This window comes from Butyrivibrio sp. MC2013 (assembly GCF_000424585.1).
Classification (GTDB): Bacteria; Bacillota; Clostridia; order Lachnospirales; family Lachnospiraceae; genus Butyrivibrio.
This window is the reverse complement of record NZ_AUKE01000001.1, coordinates 241,206-256,682: the sequence shown is the minus strand read 5'-3', so window position 1 is coordinate 256,682 and position 15,477 is coordinate 241,206. Positions and strand designations below refer to the sequence as shown.

At 47.5% G+C, this 15,477-nt stretch carries 13 protein-coding genes; all 13 read left to right on the top strand.

All coding sequences use genetic code 11. From position 1 onward, the window contains the following. Window positions 1-7: 7 nt before the first annotated feature. Window positions 8-1,567 carry a C69 family dipeptidase gene (locus G636_RS0101045; RefSeq protein WP_026506500.1) on the top strand — a complete coding sequence of 520 codons (1,560 nt, stop codon included), beginning with the start codon at window positions 8-10 and terminating at the stop codon, window positions 1,565-1,567. 53 nt (window positions 1,568-1,620) lie between these two features. Then, complete coding sequence (locus G636_RS0101040; RefSeq protein WP_026506499.1) at window positions 1,621-2,694, top strand: D-alanine--D-alanine ligase family protein; 1,074 nt, start codon at window positions 1,621-1,623, stop codon at window positions 2,692-2,694. A gap of 74 nt (window positions 2,695-2,768) precedes the next feature. Next, window positions 2,769-4,268, top strand: coding sequence for a UDP-N-acetylmuramoyl-tripeptide--D-alanyl-D-alanine ligase (locus G636_RS16750; protein WP_051226371.1), 1,500 nt, complete (start codon window positions 2,769-2,771; stop codon window positions 4,266-4,268). A 13-nt stretch (window positions 4,269-4,281) separates the two neighbouring features. Continuing rightward, a complete protein-coding gene (locus tag G636_RS0101030) occupies window positions 4,282-5,475 on the top strand; it encodes a pyridoxal phosphate-dependent aminotransferase (RefSeq protein ID WP_026506498.1) in 1,194 nt (397 codons plus the stop codon). A gap of 30 nt (window positions 5,476-5,505) precedes the next feature. After that, entirely contained in the window at window positions 5,506-6,351 is an 846-nt protein-coding gene (locus G636_RS0101025; RefSeq protein WP_026506497.1) for an undecaprenyl-diphosphate phosphatase, read from the top strand. A 167-nt stretch (window positions 6,352-6,518) separates the two neighbouring features. Beyond that, complete coding sequence (gene pdxR, locus G636_RS0101020) at window positions 6,519-7,592, top strand: MocR-like pyridoxine biosynthesis transcription factor PdxR (protein ID WP_026506496.1); 1,074 nt, start codon at window positions 6,519-6,521, stop codon at window positions 7,590-7,592. 208 nt (window positions 7,593-7,800) lie between these two features. After that, window positions 7,801-8,412, top strand: a complete 612-nt coding sequence (locus G636_RS19180; RefSeq protein WP_051226370.1) for a DUF6465 family protein — start codon at window positions 7,801-7,803, stop codon at window positions 8,410-8,412. 69 nt (window positions 8,413-8,481) lie between these two features. Continuing rightward, window positions 8,482-9,450, top strand: coding sequence for an N-acetylmuramoyl-L-alanine amidase family protein (locus G636_RS19175; RefSeq protein ID WP_081668216.1), 969 nt, complete (start codon window positions 8,482-8,484; stop codon window positions 9,448-9,450). Between the two features lie 175 nt (window positions 9,451-9,625). After that, window positions 9,626-10,243 carry a hypothetical protein gene (locus G636_RS16735; protein ID WP_051226368.1) on the top strand — a complete coding sequence of 206 codons (618 nt, stop codon included), beginning with the start codon at window positions 9,626-9,628 and terminating at the stop codon, window positions 10,241-10,243. A 310-nt stretch (window positions 10,244-10,553) separates the two neighbouring features. After that, window positions 10,554-11,582: a heat-inducible transcriptional repressor HrcA gene (gene hrcA, locus G636_RS0101000; RefSeq protein ID WP_026506495.1), complete on the top strand. Its 1,029-nt coding sequence runs from the start codon at window positions 10,554-10,556 to the stop codon at window positions 11,580-11,582. 62 nt (window positions 11,583-11,644) lie between these two features. Further along, the gene (gene grpE / locus G636_RS0100995; RefSeq protein ID WP_026506494.1) at window positions 11,645-12,295 is read left to right on the top strand and encodes a nucleotide exchange factor GrpE; all 651 of its coding nucleotides are present in this window, start codon (window positions 11,645-11,647) and stop codon (window positions 12,293-12,295) included. Window positions 12,296-12,375: 80 nt separating this feature from the next. Continuing rightward, window positions 12,376-14,250: a molecular chaperone DnaK gene (gene dnaK, locus G636_RS0100990; RefSeq protein ID WP_026506493.1), complete on the top strand. Its 1,875-nt coding sequence runs from the start codon at window positions 12,376-12,378 to the stop codon at window positions 14,248-14,250. Between the two features lie 39 nt (window positions 14,251-14,289). Further along, window positions 14,290-15,459: a molecular chaperone DnaJ gene (gene dnaJ / locus G636_RS0100985; RefSeq protein WP_026506492.1), complete on the top strand. Its 1,170-nt coding sequence runs from the start codon at window positions 14,290-14,292 to the stop codon at window positions 15,457-15,459. Window positions 15,460-15,477: the final 18 nt, after the last annotated feature.

The following is a 15,477-nucleotide window of genomic DNA, read 5'->3' as shown; positions in this document are numbered from 1 at the left end:
GGCATATATGCCCTGTACAACAATACTGGTAGGTAAAAAAGCATCTTATGACGGTTCTACCCTTATCGCCAGAAATGACGATTCGGGAGCCGGTTCATATACACCAAAGAGATTTGTAAAAGTAAGAGCCGATCAGCAGCCCGCAGTATATAAGACTGCTCTGTCACATCTAAGGATAGAGCTTCCCTCTGATCCCATGGGATATACTGCCATGCCCAATGTGATAAAGGGCGAAGGCATCTGGGGAGCCTGCGGCATCAATGAAGCTAACGTAGCCATGACAGCTACTGAGACCATTACTTCCAATGAGAGAGTATTGGGACTTGACCCTCTGGTAAGATGGCAGGATCCGGAAGAAGACAGACTCCTTCATTTTCCTGAAGAATATCTGACAGACGAGAGTGGAGCAGCTGATGATTCGGACTGCTCCAAAGAGGATAAGCCCGCCCCCGGCGGCCTGGGAGAAGAGGACTTTGTCATCCTGACACTTCCTTATATACATAGTGCCAGGGAAGGGGTAGAGAGACTGGGAGCTCTCCTTGAGAAGTACGGTACTTACGAGATGAACGGCATAGCTTTCTCAGATACTGACGAGATCTGGTGGATGGAGACCATAGGCGGGCACCACTGGATAGCAAGGCGCGTACCGGACGATGCCTATGTGGCTATGCCCAATCAGTTTGGAATGGACTACTTTGACATAGAGGATGCTCTTGGAGAAGGTGCAGACTATCTTTGCTCCAAGGATCTAAAGGAGTTTATAGACAGGGGACACCTGGATCTGTCCATGGGGGAGGATGCCTTTAATCCCAGAGATGCCTTTGGCTCCCATGATGACGCAGATCATGTGTACAATACCCCCAGAGCCTGGTATATAGAGAGATATCTCAATCCCGGAAGCTTTGTCTGGGAGGGAGAAGATGCAGACTTCAGGCCGGATTCGGATGATATCCCCTGGTGCCTGATACCGGAAAAGAAGATCACAGTGGAGGATATCAAATATCTCCTGGGCAGCCACTTCCAGGGTACTCCCTATGATCCCTATGGGAGCTATGGCGACTCTTTAATGAGAGGTGCCTACAGATCCATAGGCGTCAACAGGACGGATTTCATGGCCTGCCTGCAGCTCAGGCCTTATATGGACAAGGCTCCCGGTATTGAATGGATCGCTTTTGGCTCCGGCGTCTTTAATGCCTTTGTGCCTATGTACACAGATATAGATGATACTCCTTCATATCTGAAGGATACTCCGGCTGAGGTATCCACAGACAGTCTCTACTGGAATAACCGCCTGATAGCAGCTCTGACTAATGCTGCCTATGGCAAGAGCCTGAATCACATTGAGCGCTATCGCCTGAAGGTCCAGTCAGAGGGCAGGCGCCTGATAAATATATATGATGAGAAGATAGCAGGGGCTCCCTCTGAGCAGGTAGTAAGGCAGCTTTGCGAAAAGGCTAATCAGGAGATTGCTGACATGGCCCGCAGGGAGACAGCAGCAGTGCTGGATAAGGTGCTCTACGAAGCCAGCAATATCATGAAGAATGCATATGCCAGGTCAGATGCCTGATAGTATGGAGAATGCATATTTAAGGCCGGACGCCTATAGGATGGAGGAATATAATGAAGATTGTAGTATTATGTGGTGGTCTGTCCACTGAGAGAAATATATCAATAATATCCGGCACAAAGGTCTGCAAGGCTCTTAGAGCCAAGGGACACAAGGCCGTGCTGGTAGACCTTTTTATGGGACTTGAAGATTACCCCTCGGACATCATAGAGTCTCCCGAGAAGCTCTTTGACAAGCTTCCGGAGCTTAAGGCTGTCAGCTTTGACGGAGAGGAGCCTGACCTTGGGGCCATAGTCGCATCCAGGAAATACAAGAGCCCCTCTGTTTTTGGCAAAGGAGTGTTAAAGCTCTGCAGAAGGGCTGATGTGGTATTCATGGCTCTTCACGGCATGAATGGCGAGGATGGCCGTATCCAGGCTACCTTTGATCTAATGGGCATCCGCTACACAGGCTCCGGTCACCTGGGCTCTGCCATGGGTATGGACAAGATCATCACCAAGCAGATCGTGCGCTACAAGGGCGTCAGGACTCCGGATTTTAATTTCTATGACAATGTCAAAGAGACAGATATAGCCGGCATAGTAAAAGAGAACAAGATCCCCTGCGTAGTCAAGACTCCTACAGGAGGCTCTTCTGTGGGCGTGTATATTGTCAGGGACGAGAAGGACTTTGCTCCTGCGATCAAGCGTGCTCTTAAGTATTCATCAGATATCCTGGTGGAGCAGTTCATAGGGGGCAGAGAATTTACCAATGCTGTCCTCATGGGCAGAGCCCTTCCTTCTGTTGAGATCATTCCTGTAGAAGGAGGATATGATTACAAGAACAAATACAGCGCAGGCGCTGCAAAGGAGATCTGTCCCGGCAGGTTGAATGAAGAGCAGGTACTGGAAATGGGCAAGATGGCTCTGATTGTCCACAACACTCTGGGACTTAAGACCTATTCCAGATCAGACTTTATCCTTTCCGATGACGGACTGATCTATTTCCTGGAAGTCAACACTCTGCCCGGCATGACACCCACCAGCCTGGTGCCTCAGGAAGCAGAGGCGGTAGGTATCTCCTATGAAGAGCTCTGTGATATCATTGTGCAGGATGCCTGCTTGGGGCCTGTAGGCGTACTGGGCTGATGATGCTGTTCCCTGAGGTGTATGAGTGAGATTTGTATTCTGTCTGTGAGATATGAGGAAGAGGTGGTTATAAAATGGATAATATACATATTTCTGAGCTTGTCTCTGCAGTTAAAGGAGAACTTTTGCAGGGAGATGCCTCTAAGGATACTGTTATAAGTGAGGCGTGTTCGGACAACAGGATAGCCCGCGAAGGCTCAGTCTTTTTTGCCTTCAAAGGTGAGAATACAGATGGACATAAATACGTAAAGGCTGCGCTGGAAGCCGGCGCTACAGCGGCTGTGATCTCTGACAGCTCTATTCCCCATCTGCCGGCTTCCTATTCAGGCCGCTATATCATCAGGGTAGAGGATACTCTTAAGGCAGCGGGTGATCTGGCTGCCTGGTACAGAAGGCGCTTTGATATACCTGTGGTGGGCGTGACAGGCAGCGTTGGCAAGACGACCATGAAGGATATGATATATTCCGTATTGTCAGAAGCTTTTAATGTGACTGCTACAGAGGGTAATTTTAACAATAATATAGGTCTTCCAAGGACAGTGCTGAGGATAGATAGTGACAGTCAGGCGGCGGTCCTGGAGATGGGCATGAACCATATGGGCGAGATCGATTACCTGACAAGGATAGCTGCGCCTACCATGGCTGTCATCACCAATGTGGGAGATGCTCATATAGGTAATCTGGGCAGCAGGGAAAATATCTTCAAGGCCAAGTGCGAGATCTTCAATGGTCTGGCAGAAGGGGGCTTTGCGGTGATGAATGCAGATGATGAATATCTGCCTCTTCTCAAGGAGGATGCTGACAAGCAGGGGCGCTATGATTTTGTCTGGATAGGCGAAGATGAGAGTGCGGACCTCAGGGCCGTTAATATAGATGACAGTTCTTCGGAAGGCCTAACCTTTGATATGCTGATACCGTCACAGTATTTTAGGGGAACTGTTCCCGGAATGGATGATCTTGTGATAAGGAGAGTCAGAGTACCTGCTCCCGGAAGGCATATGATATATCCGGCTCTTGCAGCCTGTGCCATAGGTCTTAGGAGCGGTATGAGCCTCGATCTGATAATCCGCGGGATCGAGCATTTTACCCCCTCTGCCAAGAGGATGGAGACCTGGCAATTAGATGGCGGTATCACAGTCTATAATGATACCTACAATGCCAATCCCCAGTCCATGAAGGCAGGACTAAAGACCCTCTCTAATACCAAGGCAGCAGCCAGGATCGCAGTCCTGGGAGATATGCTTGAACTGGGTGATATGGAGGAAGCGCTTCACAGAGAGGTTGGAGCAGCTGCGGCAGAGGCTGGAATTGACCTTTTGGTGACGGTTGGTCCTGCGGCTACATATATCTGTGATGAAGCATTAAAAAGAGGTCCTATTAAGGCGGTTCATTTTGATGACAATGACAGCGCTCTTAAGGCTATATCAGAAGCTGCCCGTGAATACATAGGCGCTGCAGGGTCAGGGGATGTTTGCCCTCTTGCAGTATATTTTAAGGCTTCTCATGCTATGGCTTTCGACAAGCTCTCTGCAGCCTTTAAAGACTTACTTATAAATATTGATAATAATATGTAAATGGGAGGAAGATATGATCAACGAGACCTACAAAGCAATGCTGGGGGCAAAGAACGTAATACGTAACTTGGCGGAATATGCCAGCGCCAGAGGAAAAGAGATCGGATATGAGAATGTATTTGATTTTTCTCTTGGCAACCCTTCTGTTCCGGCTCCTTCACAGTTTACAGATACCATGATCTCCATGCTGCAGGATGAGAGCCCTATGAAGCTCCATGGCTACAGTCCTACTCTGGGAGATCCCGCTTTTAAGGCTGATATAGCTGCATCTTTGACCAAGCGTTTTGGCATAGCTTATGGTCCTGAGCACATCTTCCCTACTACAGGTGCTGCAGGTGCGGTGGCTCATGCTGTCAGAGCGGTGACAAAACCGGGAGATACTGTCCTTACCTTTGCACCCTTTTTCCCTGAGTATACTCCTTATGTAGAGGGCTCCGGTGCTGTACTTAAGGTGGTACCGGCCAATACAGAGACCTTCCAGATCAATAAAGAGGCCTTTGAAGAGATGCTCTCTGAAGATGTGATGGCTGTCCTTGTCAATACGCCCAACAACCCTTCGGGTATCGCTTATTCCACAGATACACTCACATATCTGGCTGATACCTTGAGAAGTGCACAGGAGAAGTATGGACACAGCATATATCTCATATCCGATGAGCCTTACAGAGAGATAGTATTTGCCGGAGCGGATGCGCCTTATGTATCCACCTTCTATGACAATACTCTGTCCTGTTACTCTTTCTCCAAGTCCCTGTCACTGCCCGGTGAAAGGATAGGCTACGTGGCGGTTAATCCTGCAGCTGAGGGAGCAGAATACATAGTGCCTATGTGCGGTCAGATATCCAGAGGCATCGGTCACAACTGCCCTCCGTCCATCATCCAGCAGGCTGTGGGCAAGGTATGCGACCTGACCTCCGATCTGTCAGTATACGAGACCAATATGAATATCATCTATGACACCCTTGTGGACATAGGATTTACAGTTGTAAAACCCGGCGGAACCTTCTACATCCTGCCCAAGGCACTGGAAGAGGATTCTGTTGCCTTCTGTAACAAGGCCAAGGAATATGACCTGATCCTGGTACCTGCAGATAACTTTGGAGCTCCCGGTTTCTTCCGTATGGCATATTGCATAGATACTGAGAAGGTTGAGAGAGCTATGCCCAGACTTCGCGAGTTTGCCAAGAAGGAATATGGACTTGGCTGAAAAAACGGACTGGCTTAAGGAGGAAACGTTGTGCTTAATATATTAAAAGCAATATTATATGGAATAGTCGAGGGTATTACCGAGTGGCTGCCTATCAGCTCCACCGGACACATGATCCTCTTAGACGAATTCGTCAAGATGCAGGTCAGCGAAGAATTTTGGAGTATGTTCCTGGTTGTGATCCAGCTGGGAGCTATTCTGGCAGTTGTTCTTTTGTATTTTAACAAGATATTCCCCTGGGACCTGTCCAAAGAAGCCAGGGCAGAGCACAGGGTCAACAGGCCGGATGTATGGCGTTTGTGGGGCAAGATACTCATCGCCTGCATACCTGCAGCCATTGTTGGCGTCCTTTTTGACGACTGGCTTGATGAGCATCTATACAACGGCTTTGTAGTTGCTGTGATGCTGATCCTCTTTGGTATCATCTTCATCATTGCAGAGAACAGGAACAAGGGCAAAACGCCTGTGATCAGCACTCTGGAAGAGCTGGATATCAGGACCTGCCTTTTGATCGGTGTGTTCCAGCTCATCGCAGCTATTTTTCCCGGCACTTCCAGAAGCGGCGCTACTATAGTGGGAGCCTTGCTCATCGGTGTATCCAGGACTGTTGCTGCAGAGTTCACATTCTTCCTGGCAATACCTGTAATGTTTGGCGCCAGCCTTCTCAAGATATTGAAGTTTGGCCTTTCCTTTACAGCTATGGAAGCCGGTATCCTCTTTACCGGTATGCTGGTAGCATTTGTAGTATCTGTCATAGTCATCCGCTTCCTCATGTCTTATATCAGAAAGCATGACTTTAAGGCCTTTGGCTGGTACAGGATCGTACTGGGACTTTTGGTCCTTGCATATTTTGCGTTTGTGACACCTACCTCATAGTATTCCAAAAAGCATGTTATTGGGTTGTTCTATCCCAATCAACATGCTTTTTATGTTACAAGCAGATTTTTCTTCTTTGGTTTATCTTGACATATAAATTGACAATACTATATCATCAAACTGGTAGTGCCAAAATGTCGGTTTTGAATTATTTTATATGACCAGATATGAAAAAGAACAAGAGATACCTTGAAGTGTATGAGCAGGTCCGGAAGGACATTATAGATGGAAGATATAAAAGAGGAAGTAAACTTCCCTCTAAACGGGACATGGCAGAGCAGTGCGGTGTCAGCGTCATTACCGTAGAGCATGCTTATGAGCTGTTGTCGGAGGAAGGCTATATACTGCCCAGGGAGAAGAGTGGATACTTTGTGATCTTTGATGACAGGGAGTTCTTTGCGGCGGCTTTGGATTCCCGGGAGGCTCTTTTGCCCAAAGACCCCTCATACACGACAAGAGCCGGTATAGACAGGCTTGATTTTCCTTTTTCCATCTATGCCAGGACTGTCAGGAAGGTCCTTGGGGAATACGGAGCCTACGTGATGGAACGATCACCCTTTAAGGGGATTATGGAGCTTCGAGTGGCAATCTGTGAATACCTTGGAAGGAGCCGCCACATTCAGGTAACACCGGATCAGATCATAATTGGTGCCGGAGCGGAATATCTTTACGGACTCATCGTTCAGACCTTTGGCCGAGAGGTGACTTACGGAATAGAGAGCCCTTCCTACCAGAATATTGCCAAGGTATATGAATCAGGAGGCGCCAGGCTTGAGATGCTTGATCTGATGCAGGATGGAATCGACAGCAGACAGCTTTGGGCTGGGACTATGAAAATATTGCATATCACGCCTTACAGGAGCTTCCCAAGCGGTGTCTCGGCTTCAGCGTCCAAAAAGAGAGAATATCTGAAGTGGAGTCGGGAGCGGGACGCCTATATTGTGGAGGACGATTTTGAATCTGAGTTTACTCTCAGCAGAAAGGCAGAAGAGACTCTCTTTTCATTAGACAATGATGGTCGGGTAATCTATGTCAATACCTTCACCAGGACCATCGGGAGCTTTGTCAGGTGCGCCTATATGGTCCTTCCTGACAGCTTGGTGGAGCTATTTGAAGAAAGGGCGGGCTTTCATGAATGTCCTGTCCCCACAACGGACCAGCTTGTTTTGGCTCAGCTTATTGAAAGCGGTGATTTTGAGAGGCATATCAACAGGGTCCGCAGGCATAATCGGCAAAAATAATATATACGAAAAGGCGTATAAAATATGCCAAAAGATTGACAATGCCCCATCCCTGCGGTAGAATCGGATTTGTATAAATATAAATCACTCAAAATGTTGAGCTTTTTTGACTTTGGCTCGTCTGAGTGATCATAAGTTCAGTGTTAGCAGTGTTTTCGTGTTTTATATCTTTTAGATTCATGACCTATACCTAAGGGGAGGATGCATCATGTCAGAAGTTACAAGCGGAAAACCGGTCGCAACAATAAAATCCAACGTAAGACAAGCAGTAATAGAACAGAGTGAGAAAGCCGCCAAGGCCAAAGAGGCAATCAAAGCTATTGAAGAAGTAAAGAAGGCAGAGGCAGTAAGGAAAGCTGCCAAGGCAGTAGAAGCAAAGGCTGCGAAGAAGGCTGCAGCAAAGAAGGCCGCAGCAAAGAAGGAAGAGACAAAGGCTGCTGAAAAGAAAACAGAGACAAAGACAGAAACTACTAAGGTAGCAGAGAAGAAAGCTCCTGCAAAGAAAGCAGCAGCAAAGAAGACTGAAGCTAAGAAGACCGAGTCAAAGAAACAAGCATCTGTAAAGGCTACTGAAAGCAAGAAAGAAACAACTACAGTAGCGAAGAAGGCTCCTGCAGCTAAGGAAGCTACGCTCCAGAGCAGGATCGTCCTTCAGTATGGCGACAAGGAAATAGACGATAAGGCACTTACAGAGGCAGCATTAAATGCTGTGAAGAATGATTTTGGCAGAGCTGCATCTGATCTCAAGCTCTACATCAAGCCTGAAGAGGGCAGGGTATATTATGTAGACGGCAGCGATACAGGCTCCTTTGAATTCTGATAATCAAACTGATTTATTATGATCCCGGCTCAGGCAGAGCCGGGATTATTTCATAAATGGGTGATTTATATGCGTAGAAGATTAAGGATCTGCAGAATATTTATCGCTTGGAGCGTGCTGGCGGCTACAATAATACTCGCGGCTATTTTTTTATCAGGAAATATAGCTGTAGTAACATCCGGATCATCATCAGGAAATATAAGCGCCGGTTGCCGTGATAGTGATAATGTGTTGACCGGGATGGCGGGCAGATTTATTTTAAAAGCTCTGGCGGCTGAGGCCAGGACGGTGGTCATTGATCCGGGGCACCAGCTAAGGGGTGACAGCAGCAAAGAAAGCGTAGCTCCCGGCAGCAGTGAGACCAAGGCCAGGGTCACAGGCGGCACCACAGGAGTCTATACAGGTGTCCCGGAGTATCAGCTTAATCTGGATGTGTCTCTTTTACTCCAGGCGGAGCTTCAAAGCCGCGGCTATAATGTGATCATGTGCAGGACCAGTAATGACGTGAATATCAGTAACAGCGAGAGAGCCATGATAGCCAACAATGCTGCTGCAGATGCATTTGTCAGGATACATGCAAACGGTTCTGAAGACCCCGGTGTAAACGGTATCATGACCATATGTCAGACAGCCTCCAATCCTTATAACGGAGCACTCTTTGACAGGAGCTACAGCCTGTCATCAATGATCCTGGAACATGCGGCAGCGGCAACAGGCGCTGCAAAGCAAGGTGTATGGCAGACAGACACTATGAGCGGTATCAACTGGGCGCAGGTTCCTGTGACCATAGTGGAAATGGGATATATGTCTAATAAGGATGAGGATATCAGGATGTCAGATCCTGCATACAGGCAGCTGATGGCCTGGGGTATAGCTAATGGTATCGATGCATATTTTGGTACGGAGGTATCATCTGCTTCGCCGGTGCCTGCTCCCATGCCTGAGCAGAATGTTCCTGTCCGGGCTTCAGGTGATGGATTTCTTAAAAAGAAAGCAAATATACGTCTGAAACGGGATGTTCTTGCGGAAATTGCTTGACGAACATCTCGCAGAGCCGATAAAATGTATAATTGTGGGGTTGCCCATGGCTGAAATGGCCATGGGCATTTATCTTGGCGTAGATTAAAGTGATATGCCAGGAAAAGAAGATCGAAAGTTTTATAAGATTTCGATCGGAAATATGCAGTAGGCATAAAAATGATGGAGGAAGAAAATGGACGAAATGAATCAGAATGAAATGGATGTAACTAACATGGATCAGGTAAGCGCAGATGCTGCATCCATGAATATGGCAGCAGGTGCTGAGGGAGAATTTGCAGCAGCCGACAATGGCGCATTTGATCCCTATGCGGCTCAGAACGGCTACTCATCTATGGCTCAGAAAGCTATTGCAGAAGATGAGATCCCTGAAAATGTCTTTGGCGGCATCATCGGAGCTATAGTGGGCACTATCCCCGGCATCGCTCTCATGATCATCCTGGGCCAGATCGGATATGTGGCATCAATAGCAGGCTTTGTAATGGCAGCAGGTGCGCTTTATGGCTACAAGCTCCTGGGCAAGAAGACATCTGTTAAAGGTGTTGTGATCTCCATTGTTATAATGATAGCAATGATCTACCTGGGTGAGCGCATCTCATGGACCATCTCTCTGGTGCGCGAGCTTTCAGAATACTTTGAAGATGTGAGCTTTATGGCTGTTTTTACTTCCTTCCACGGACTTCTTGGTGAGCTGGAAGTTGGAAGCCAGTTCCTGGTAGATCTGCTTATGGTATACGGATTCTCAGTACTGGGCGCCTTCTCCACTATCAAAAAGGCTTTTTCCAGGAAATAATTACGCAAGGAAAGATATTTCCAAGAGATACGCATAAAAGGCGTATTCCTTAATCAATATCAAAGTGTAGATGTTCTTTGCTTAGGATATCCTCTGTATGTTAGGAGGGTATCCTTTTTTTGTGCTTTATGATTTCTTAATACTTTTTTATTTTCATTCATGTTGACATGCCATAGGCAAAGTGATAACTTAACCTATGAAAGATAGTTAGCACTCGACCAAGGTGAGTGCTAACACCTTTTGAAAAGCTAGTACAAACCGGACCAATACTGGGACGGAGAGCTTTTTATACAGATGGAGGTGATCGCTTTTGGAACTTACCGAGCGTAAGAAAGTCATTCTGAATGCGATTGTCCGCAACTATCTGGAGACCGGGGAACCGGTTGGAAGCCGTACAATATCCAAGTATACCGATCTGAATCTGTCATCGGCCACTATCAGAAATGAGATGTCAGATCTGGAAGAGATGGGCCTGATAGTGCAGCCCCATACTTCGGCAGGAAGGATCCCTTCCGATCAGGGATACAGGATATATGTGGATGCGATGCTGTCTGAAAAGGAAAAGGAAGTGGACTCCATGAAGGCCATGCTCCTGGATAAGGAACAGAAGCTGGAGAACCTTCTGAAACAGGTGGCAAAGCAGCTGGCGGATAATACCAATTATGCAACTATGGTATCTTCCCCCACTATGAACAAGAACAGGCTCAAGTTCCTCCAGATCAGCAGGGTTGATTCACTGCACCTCTTGGCTACCATAGTACTTGAAGGGAATCTGATCAAAAACAAGATGATCCCCGTTGAGGAAGAGATGGATGATGCTACTATACTCAAGCTCAACATACTTCTTAATACCAATCTGAACGGAGTGGCGGTTGAGAATATCAATCTGGGAATGGTGGCAGCGCTCAAGGGACAGGCGGGAGAACATTCCGAAGTTGTGGGACATGTTATTGATGCCGCAGCAGAATCCATAATGGCTGATGAGAGCCTGGAGATCTATACCAGCGGAGCCAACAATATCCTCAAATATCCTGAGCTGTCTGACAAGCAAAGAGCCAGTGAGCTGATCAATACCTTTGAAGAAAAGTCTGAACTTACATCTCTGGCAGAGAGTGCGCTTAGCAGTCAGGACAGGGACATACAGGTTTATATAGGTAATGAGATGTCACTTCCGGCTATGAAGGACTGCAGCGTAGTAACTGCTACTTACGAGCTGGCAGAAGGCATGAGAGGGACTGTAGGTATCATAGGTCCCAAGCGAATGGATTATGACAAGGTCGTATCCATCCTCAGTCAGATGCGCCATGCGCTGGATGACCTTTATAAAAATGCAGACTAGCCTTTGGCACTGTCTGATGCTATATAGATCACAAATGATATCAGAAACAAAGGAGAGAAGATTTGATTTTGGAAGAAAATGTTCAGGATGAAGAATTAAAGAATCCATCCGGTGAAGAGAACGCTGGAAGCGAAGTTGAAGTTGAAGCAGCAGAGACTGATACCGCAGAGGCTGAGACAGAAGCTGCATCAGATACTGCAGAAGAGGCTGATGGAGCTGATAGCACAGATGCAGATAAGCCCAAGGAGAAGAAAGGTCTTTTTTCCAAAAAGAAGAATCCTCTCCAGGATAAGCTTGATGAACTGACAGATAAGTATGTTCGTCAGCTGGCTGAGTTTGATAATTTCAGGAAGAGAACAGAGAAAGAAAAAGCTCAGATGTTTGATTCCGGAGCAGGCAATGTGATCACCAAGATCCTTCCTGTGGTTGATAACTTTGAAAGGGGACTGGCATCTGTTCCCGAAGAAGAGAGGGAGACTCCTCTGGTACAGGGCTTTGACATGATCTACAAGCAGCTCATGAAGACCCTGGAAGACATGGATGTTAAGCCTATCGAAGCACTGGGCAAGGAGTTTGATCCTAATTTCCATAACGCAGTGATGCAGGTGGAAAGTGAGGAATACGAAGAAGGTATCGTAGCTCAGGAGATGCAGAAGGGCTACACCTATCATGACAGCGTGATCCGCCATTCAATGGTTGCGGTTGCCAAATAGAGCACAGCCCCGGATAGGGGCATATGACTACAGTACAATAAATATTTTAAGAATATAAAGGATTTACGGAGGTAAATATAATGGGCAAGATCATAGGTATTGACTTAGGTACTACAAACAGCTGCGTAGCAGTTATGGAAGGCGGACAGCCTACAGTTATCGCAAACGCTGAAGGCGCAAGGACTACTCCTTCAGTTGTAGCTTTTACCAAGAATGGTGAGAGACTGGTAGGTGAGCCTGCTAAGCGTCAGGCTGTTACCAATGCAGATAATACAATCTCTTCCATCAAGAGAGATATGGGTACAGACCATGGTCGTATTATCGACGGCAAGAAGTATTCTCCCGAGCAGATCTCTGCTATGATCCTTCAGAAGCTCAAGAAGGATGCTGAGAGCTATCTGGGCGAGACAGTATCTCAGGCAGTTATCACCGTTCCTGCATACTTCAATGATGCTCAGCGTCAGGCTACCAAGAATGCAGGTAAGATCGCAGGTCTTGAAGTAGAGCGTATCATCAACGAGCCTACAGCTGCAGCTCTTGCATACGGTCTTGATAATGAAAAAGAGCAGAAGATCATGGTATACGACCTGGGCGGTGGTACCTTCGACGTATCCATCATCGAGATCGGTGACGGTGTCATCGAGGTTCTGTCTACAAACGGTGATACACACCTGGGCGGTGACGATTTTGATAACAGAGTTATAGACTGGATGGTTGATGAGTTCAAGAAGAAAGAGGGCATCGACCTCTCCGGCGATAAGATGGCTATGCAGAGACTGAAGGAAGCTGCAGAGAAGGCAAAGAAGGAACTGTCTTCCTCTACAACTACCAATATCAATCTTCCTTTCATCACAGCTACTGCAGAAGGTCCCAAGCACTTTGACATGGATCTCACAAGAGCTAAGTTTGAAGAGCTGATCCATGACCTGGTTGAAAAGACAGCTATCCCTGTACAGAACGCTATGAAGGATGCAGGTCTTACCAATGCAGATTTGGGCAAGGTGCTTCTTGTTGGTGGTTCTACACGAGTTCCCTGCGTAGTAGAGAAGGTTAAGCAGCTCACAGGCCAGGAGCCTTCCAAGAACCTTAACCCTGATGAGTGCGTTGCTGTAGGTGCAGGTATCCAGGGTGGTAAGCTTTCCGGTGAAGAGGGAACAGGCGACATCCTTCTGCTAGATGTAACTCCTCTTTCACTCTCTATCGAGACAATGGGCGGTATCGCTACCAGACTGATTGAGAGAAATACTACAATCCCTACCAAGAAGAGCCAGATCTTCTCCACTGCAGCTGATAATCAGACAGCCGTTGATATCAACGTACTCCAGGGTGAGAGACAGTTTGCAGCTGATAACAAGTCCCTTGGCCAGTTCCGTCTGGATGGTATACCTCCGGCAAGAAGAGGAATGCCTCAGATCGAAGTTACATTTGATATCGATGCCAACGGTATCGTAAACGTATCCGCCAAGGATCTGGGCACAGGCAAGGAGCAGCATATCACTATCACATCCGGCACACATATGTCCGACGACGATATCGATAAGGCTGTTAAAGAGGCTCAGGAGTATGAGGCTCAGGATAAGAAGCGTAAGGAAGGCATTGATGCCCGCAACGAGGCTGATTCCTTTGTATTCCAGACAGAGCAGGCTCTCAAGGATGCAGGCGACAAGATCGATGAGTCCCAGAAGAGCGCTGTTGAAGCTGACCTTGCAGATCTGAAGGCTACACTGGAAGCTACCAAGGACAAGGAGCTTACAGATGAAGAGATTGACAAGATCAAGACTCAGAAAGAGAAGCTTATGACAGATGCACAGGCTCTCTTCTCCAAGATGTATGAGAGCATGCAGCAGGCAGGCGCAGGCCAGGCAGGTCCTGACATGGGCGCTTCCCAGGCAGGTCCTTCATCTGATGCAGGTGCAAATGATGATGTAGTTGACGGAGATTACCGCGAGGTATAAAATCTGCATTATATTTGCATCTAAAGGAACAAAGAGATTATGGCAGAATCAAAGCGAGATTATTACGAGGTACTGGGCGTTGCCAAGGGTGCCAGTGATGAAGAAATAAAAAAAGCATATCGTGTACTTGCCAAGAAGTATCACCCGGATATGAATCCGGGTGATGCTTCGGCTGCAGAGAAATTCAAGGAAGCATCTGAAGCCTATGCAGTACTGAGCGATCCCGAGAAGAGGAGACAGTATGACCAGTTTGGCCATGCGGCTTTTGAAGGCGGAGCCGGCGGATTTAACGGCGGTTTTGATTTCTCAGGTGCTGATTTCAGCGATATCTTCGGAGATATCTTTGGAGACTTCTTTGGAGGCAGAAGGAGCGGAGCCAGAAGTGGACCTGCCAAGGGCGCCAATGTTCGTGCCAGTGTCAGGATCACATTTATGGAATCCATTACAGGTACTGAGAAGGAGCTGACACTGACTCTTAAGGATCCCTGCCCTACATGTAAGGGAACAGGAGCCAAGCCCGGCACCAATCCTCAGATGTGCCCCAAGTGCGGCGGTAAGGGTCAGGTAGTATTTACCCAGCAGTCCCTCTTTGGCACAGTCAGGAATGTACAGACCTGTCCCGATTGTTCAGGCACAGGCAAGATCATCAAGGATAAGTGTAGTGATTGCGGAGGCAGCGGATATATCGCCAGCCGCAAGACTATCAAGGTGACCATCCCTGCAGGCATTGATAACGGACAGAGCGTTCGTATCAGAGAAAAGGGCGAACCCGGTATCAATGGCGGTCCCAGAGGAGATCTTCTGGTGGAAGTCATCGTATCCAGTCATCCTATCTTTGAGCGCGAAGAATACGATATCTTCTCTGTGGTCAATATGTCCTATGCAGTGGCAGCACTGGGCGGCAGCGTGATCATAGATACCGTTGACGGCAAGGTTGTATATGATGTTAAGCCCGGCACTCAGACAGGCTGCAGAGTCAGACTCCGCGGCAAGGGCGTGCCTTCACTCAGAGACAAGAGTATCAGAGGCGATCATTATGTGACTCTGGTGATCAAGACTCCCGAGCATCTGTCCAAGGAGGCCAAGGAGCTGATCAAACAGTTTGACCTGGAGACCGGAGACAGTCTTGGAGAAGCAGAGCGCATTGCCGGCGGCGATGATGATGCTTCCAAGGATAAGAAAAAGAAAAAGGGCTTTTGGAATAAATAATTGCCCTGTTAGAAAATA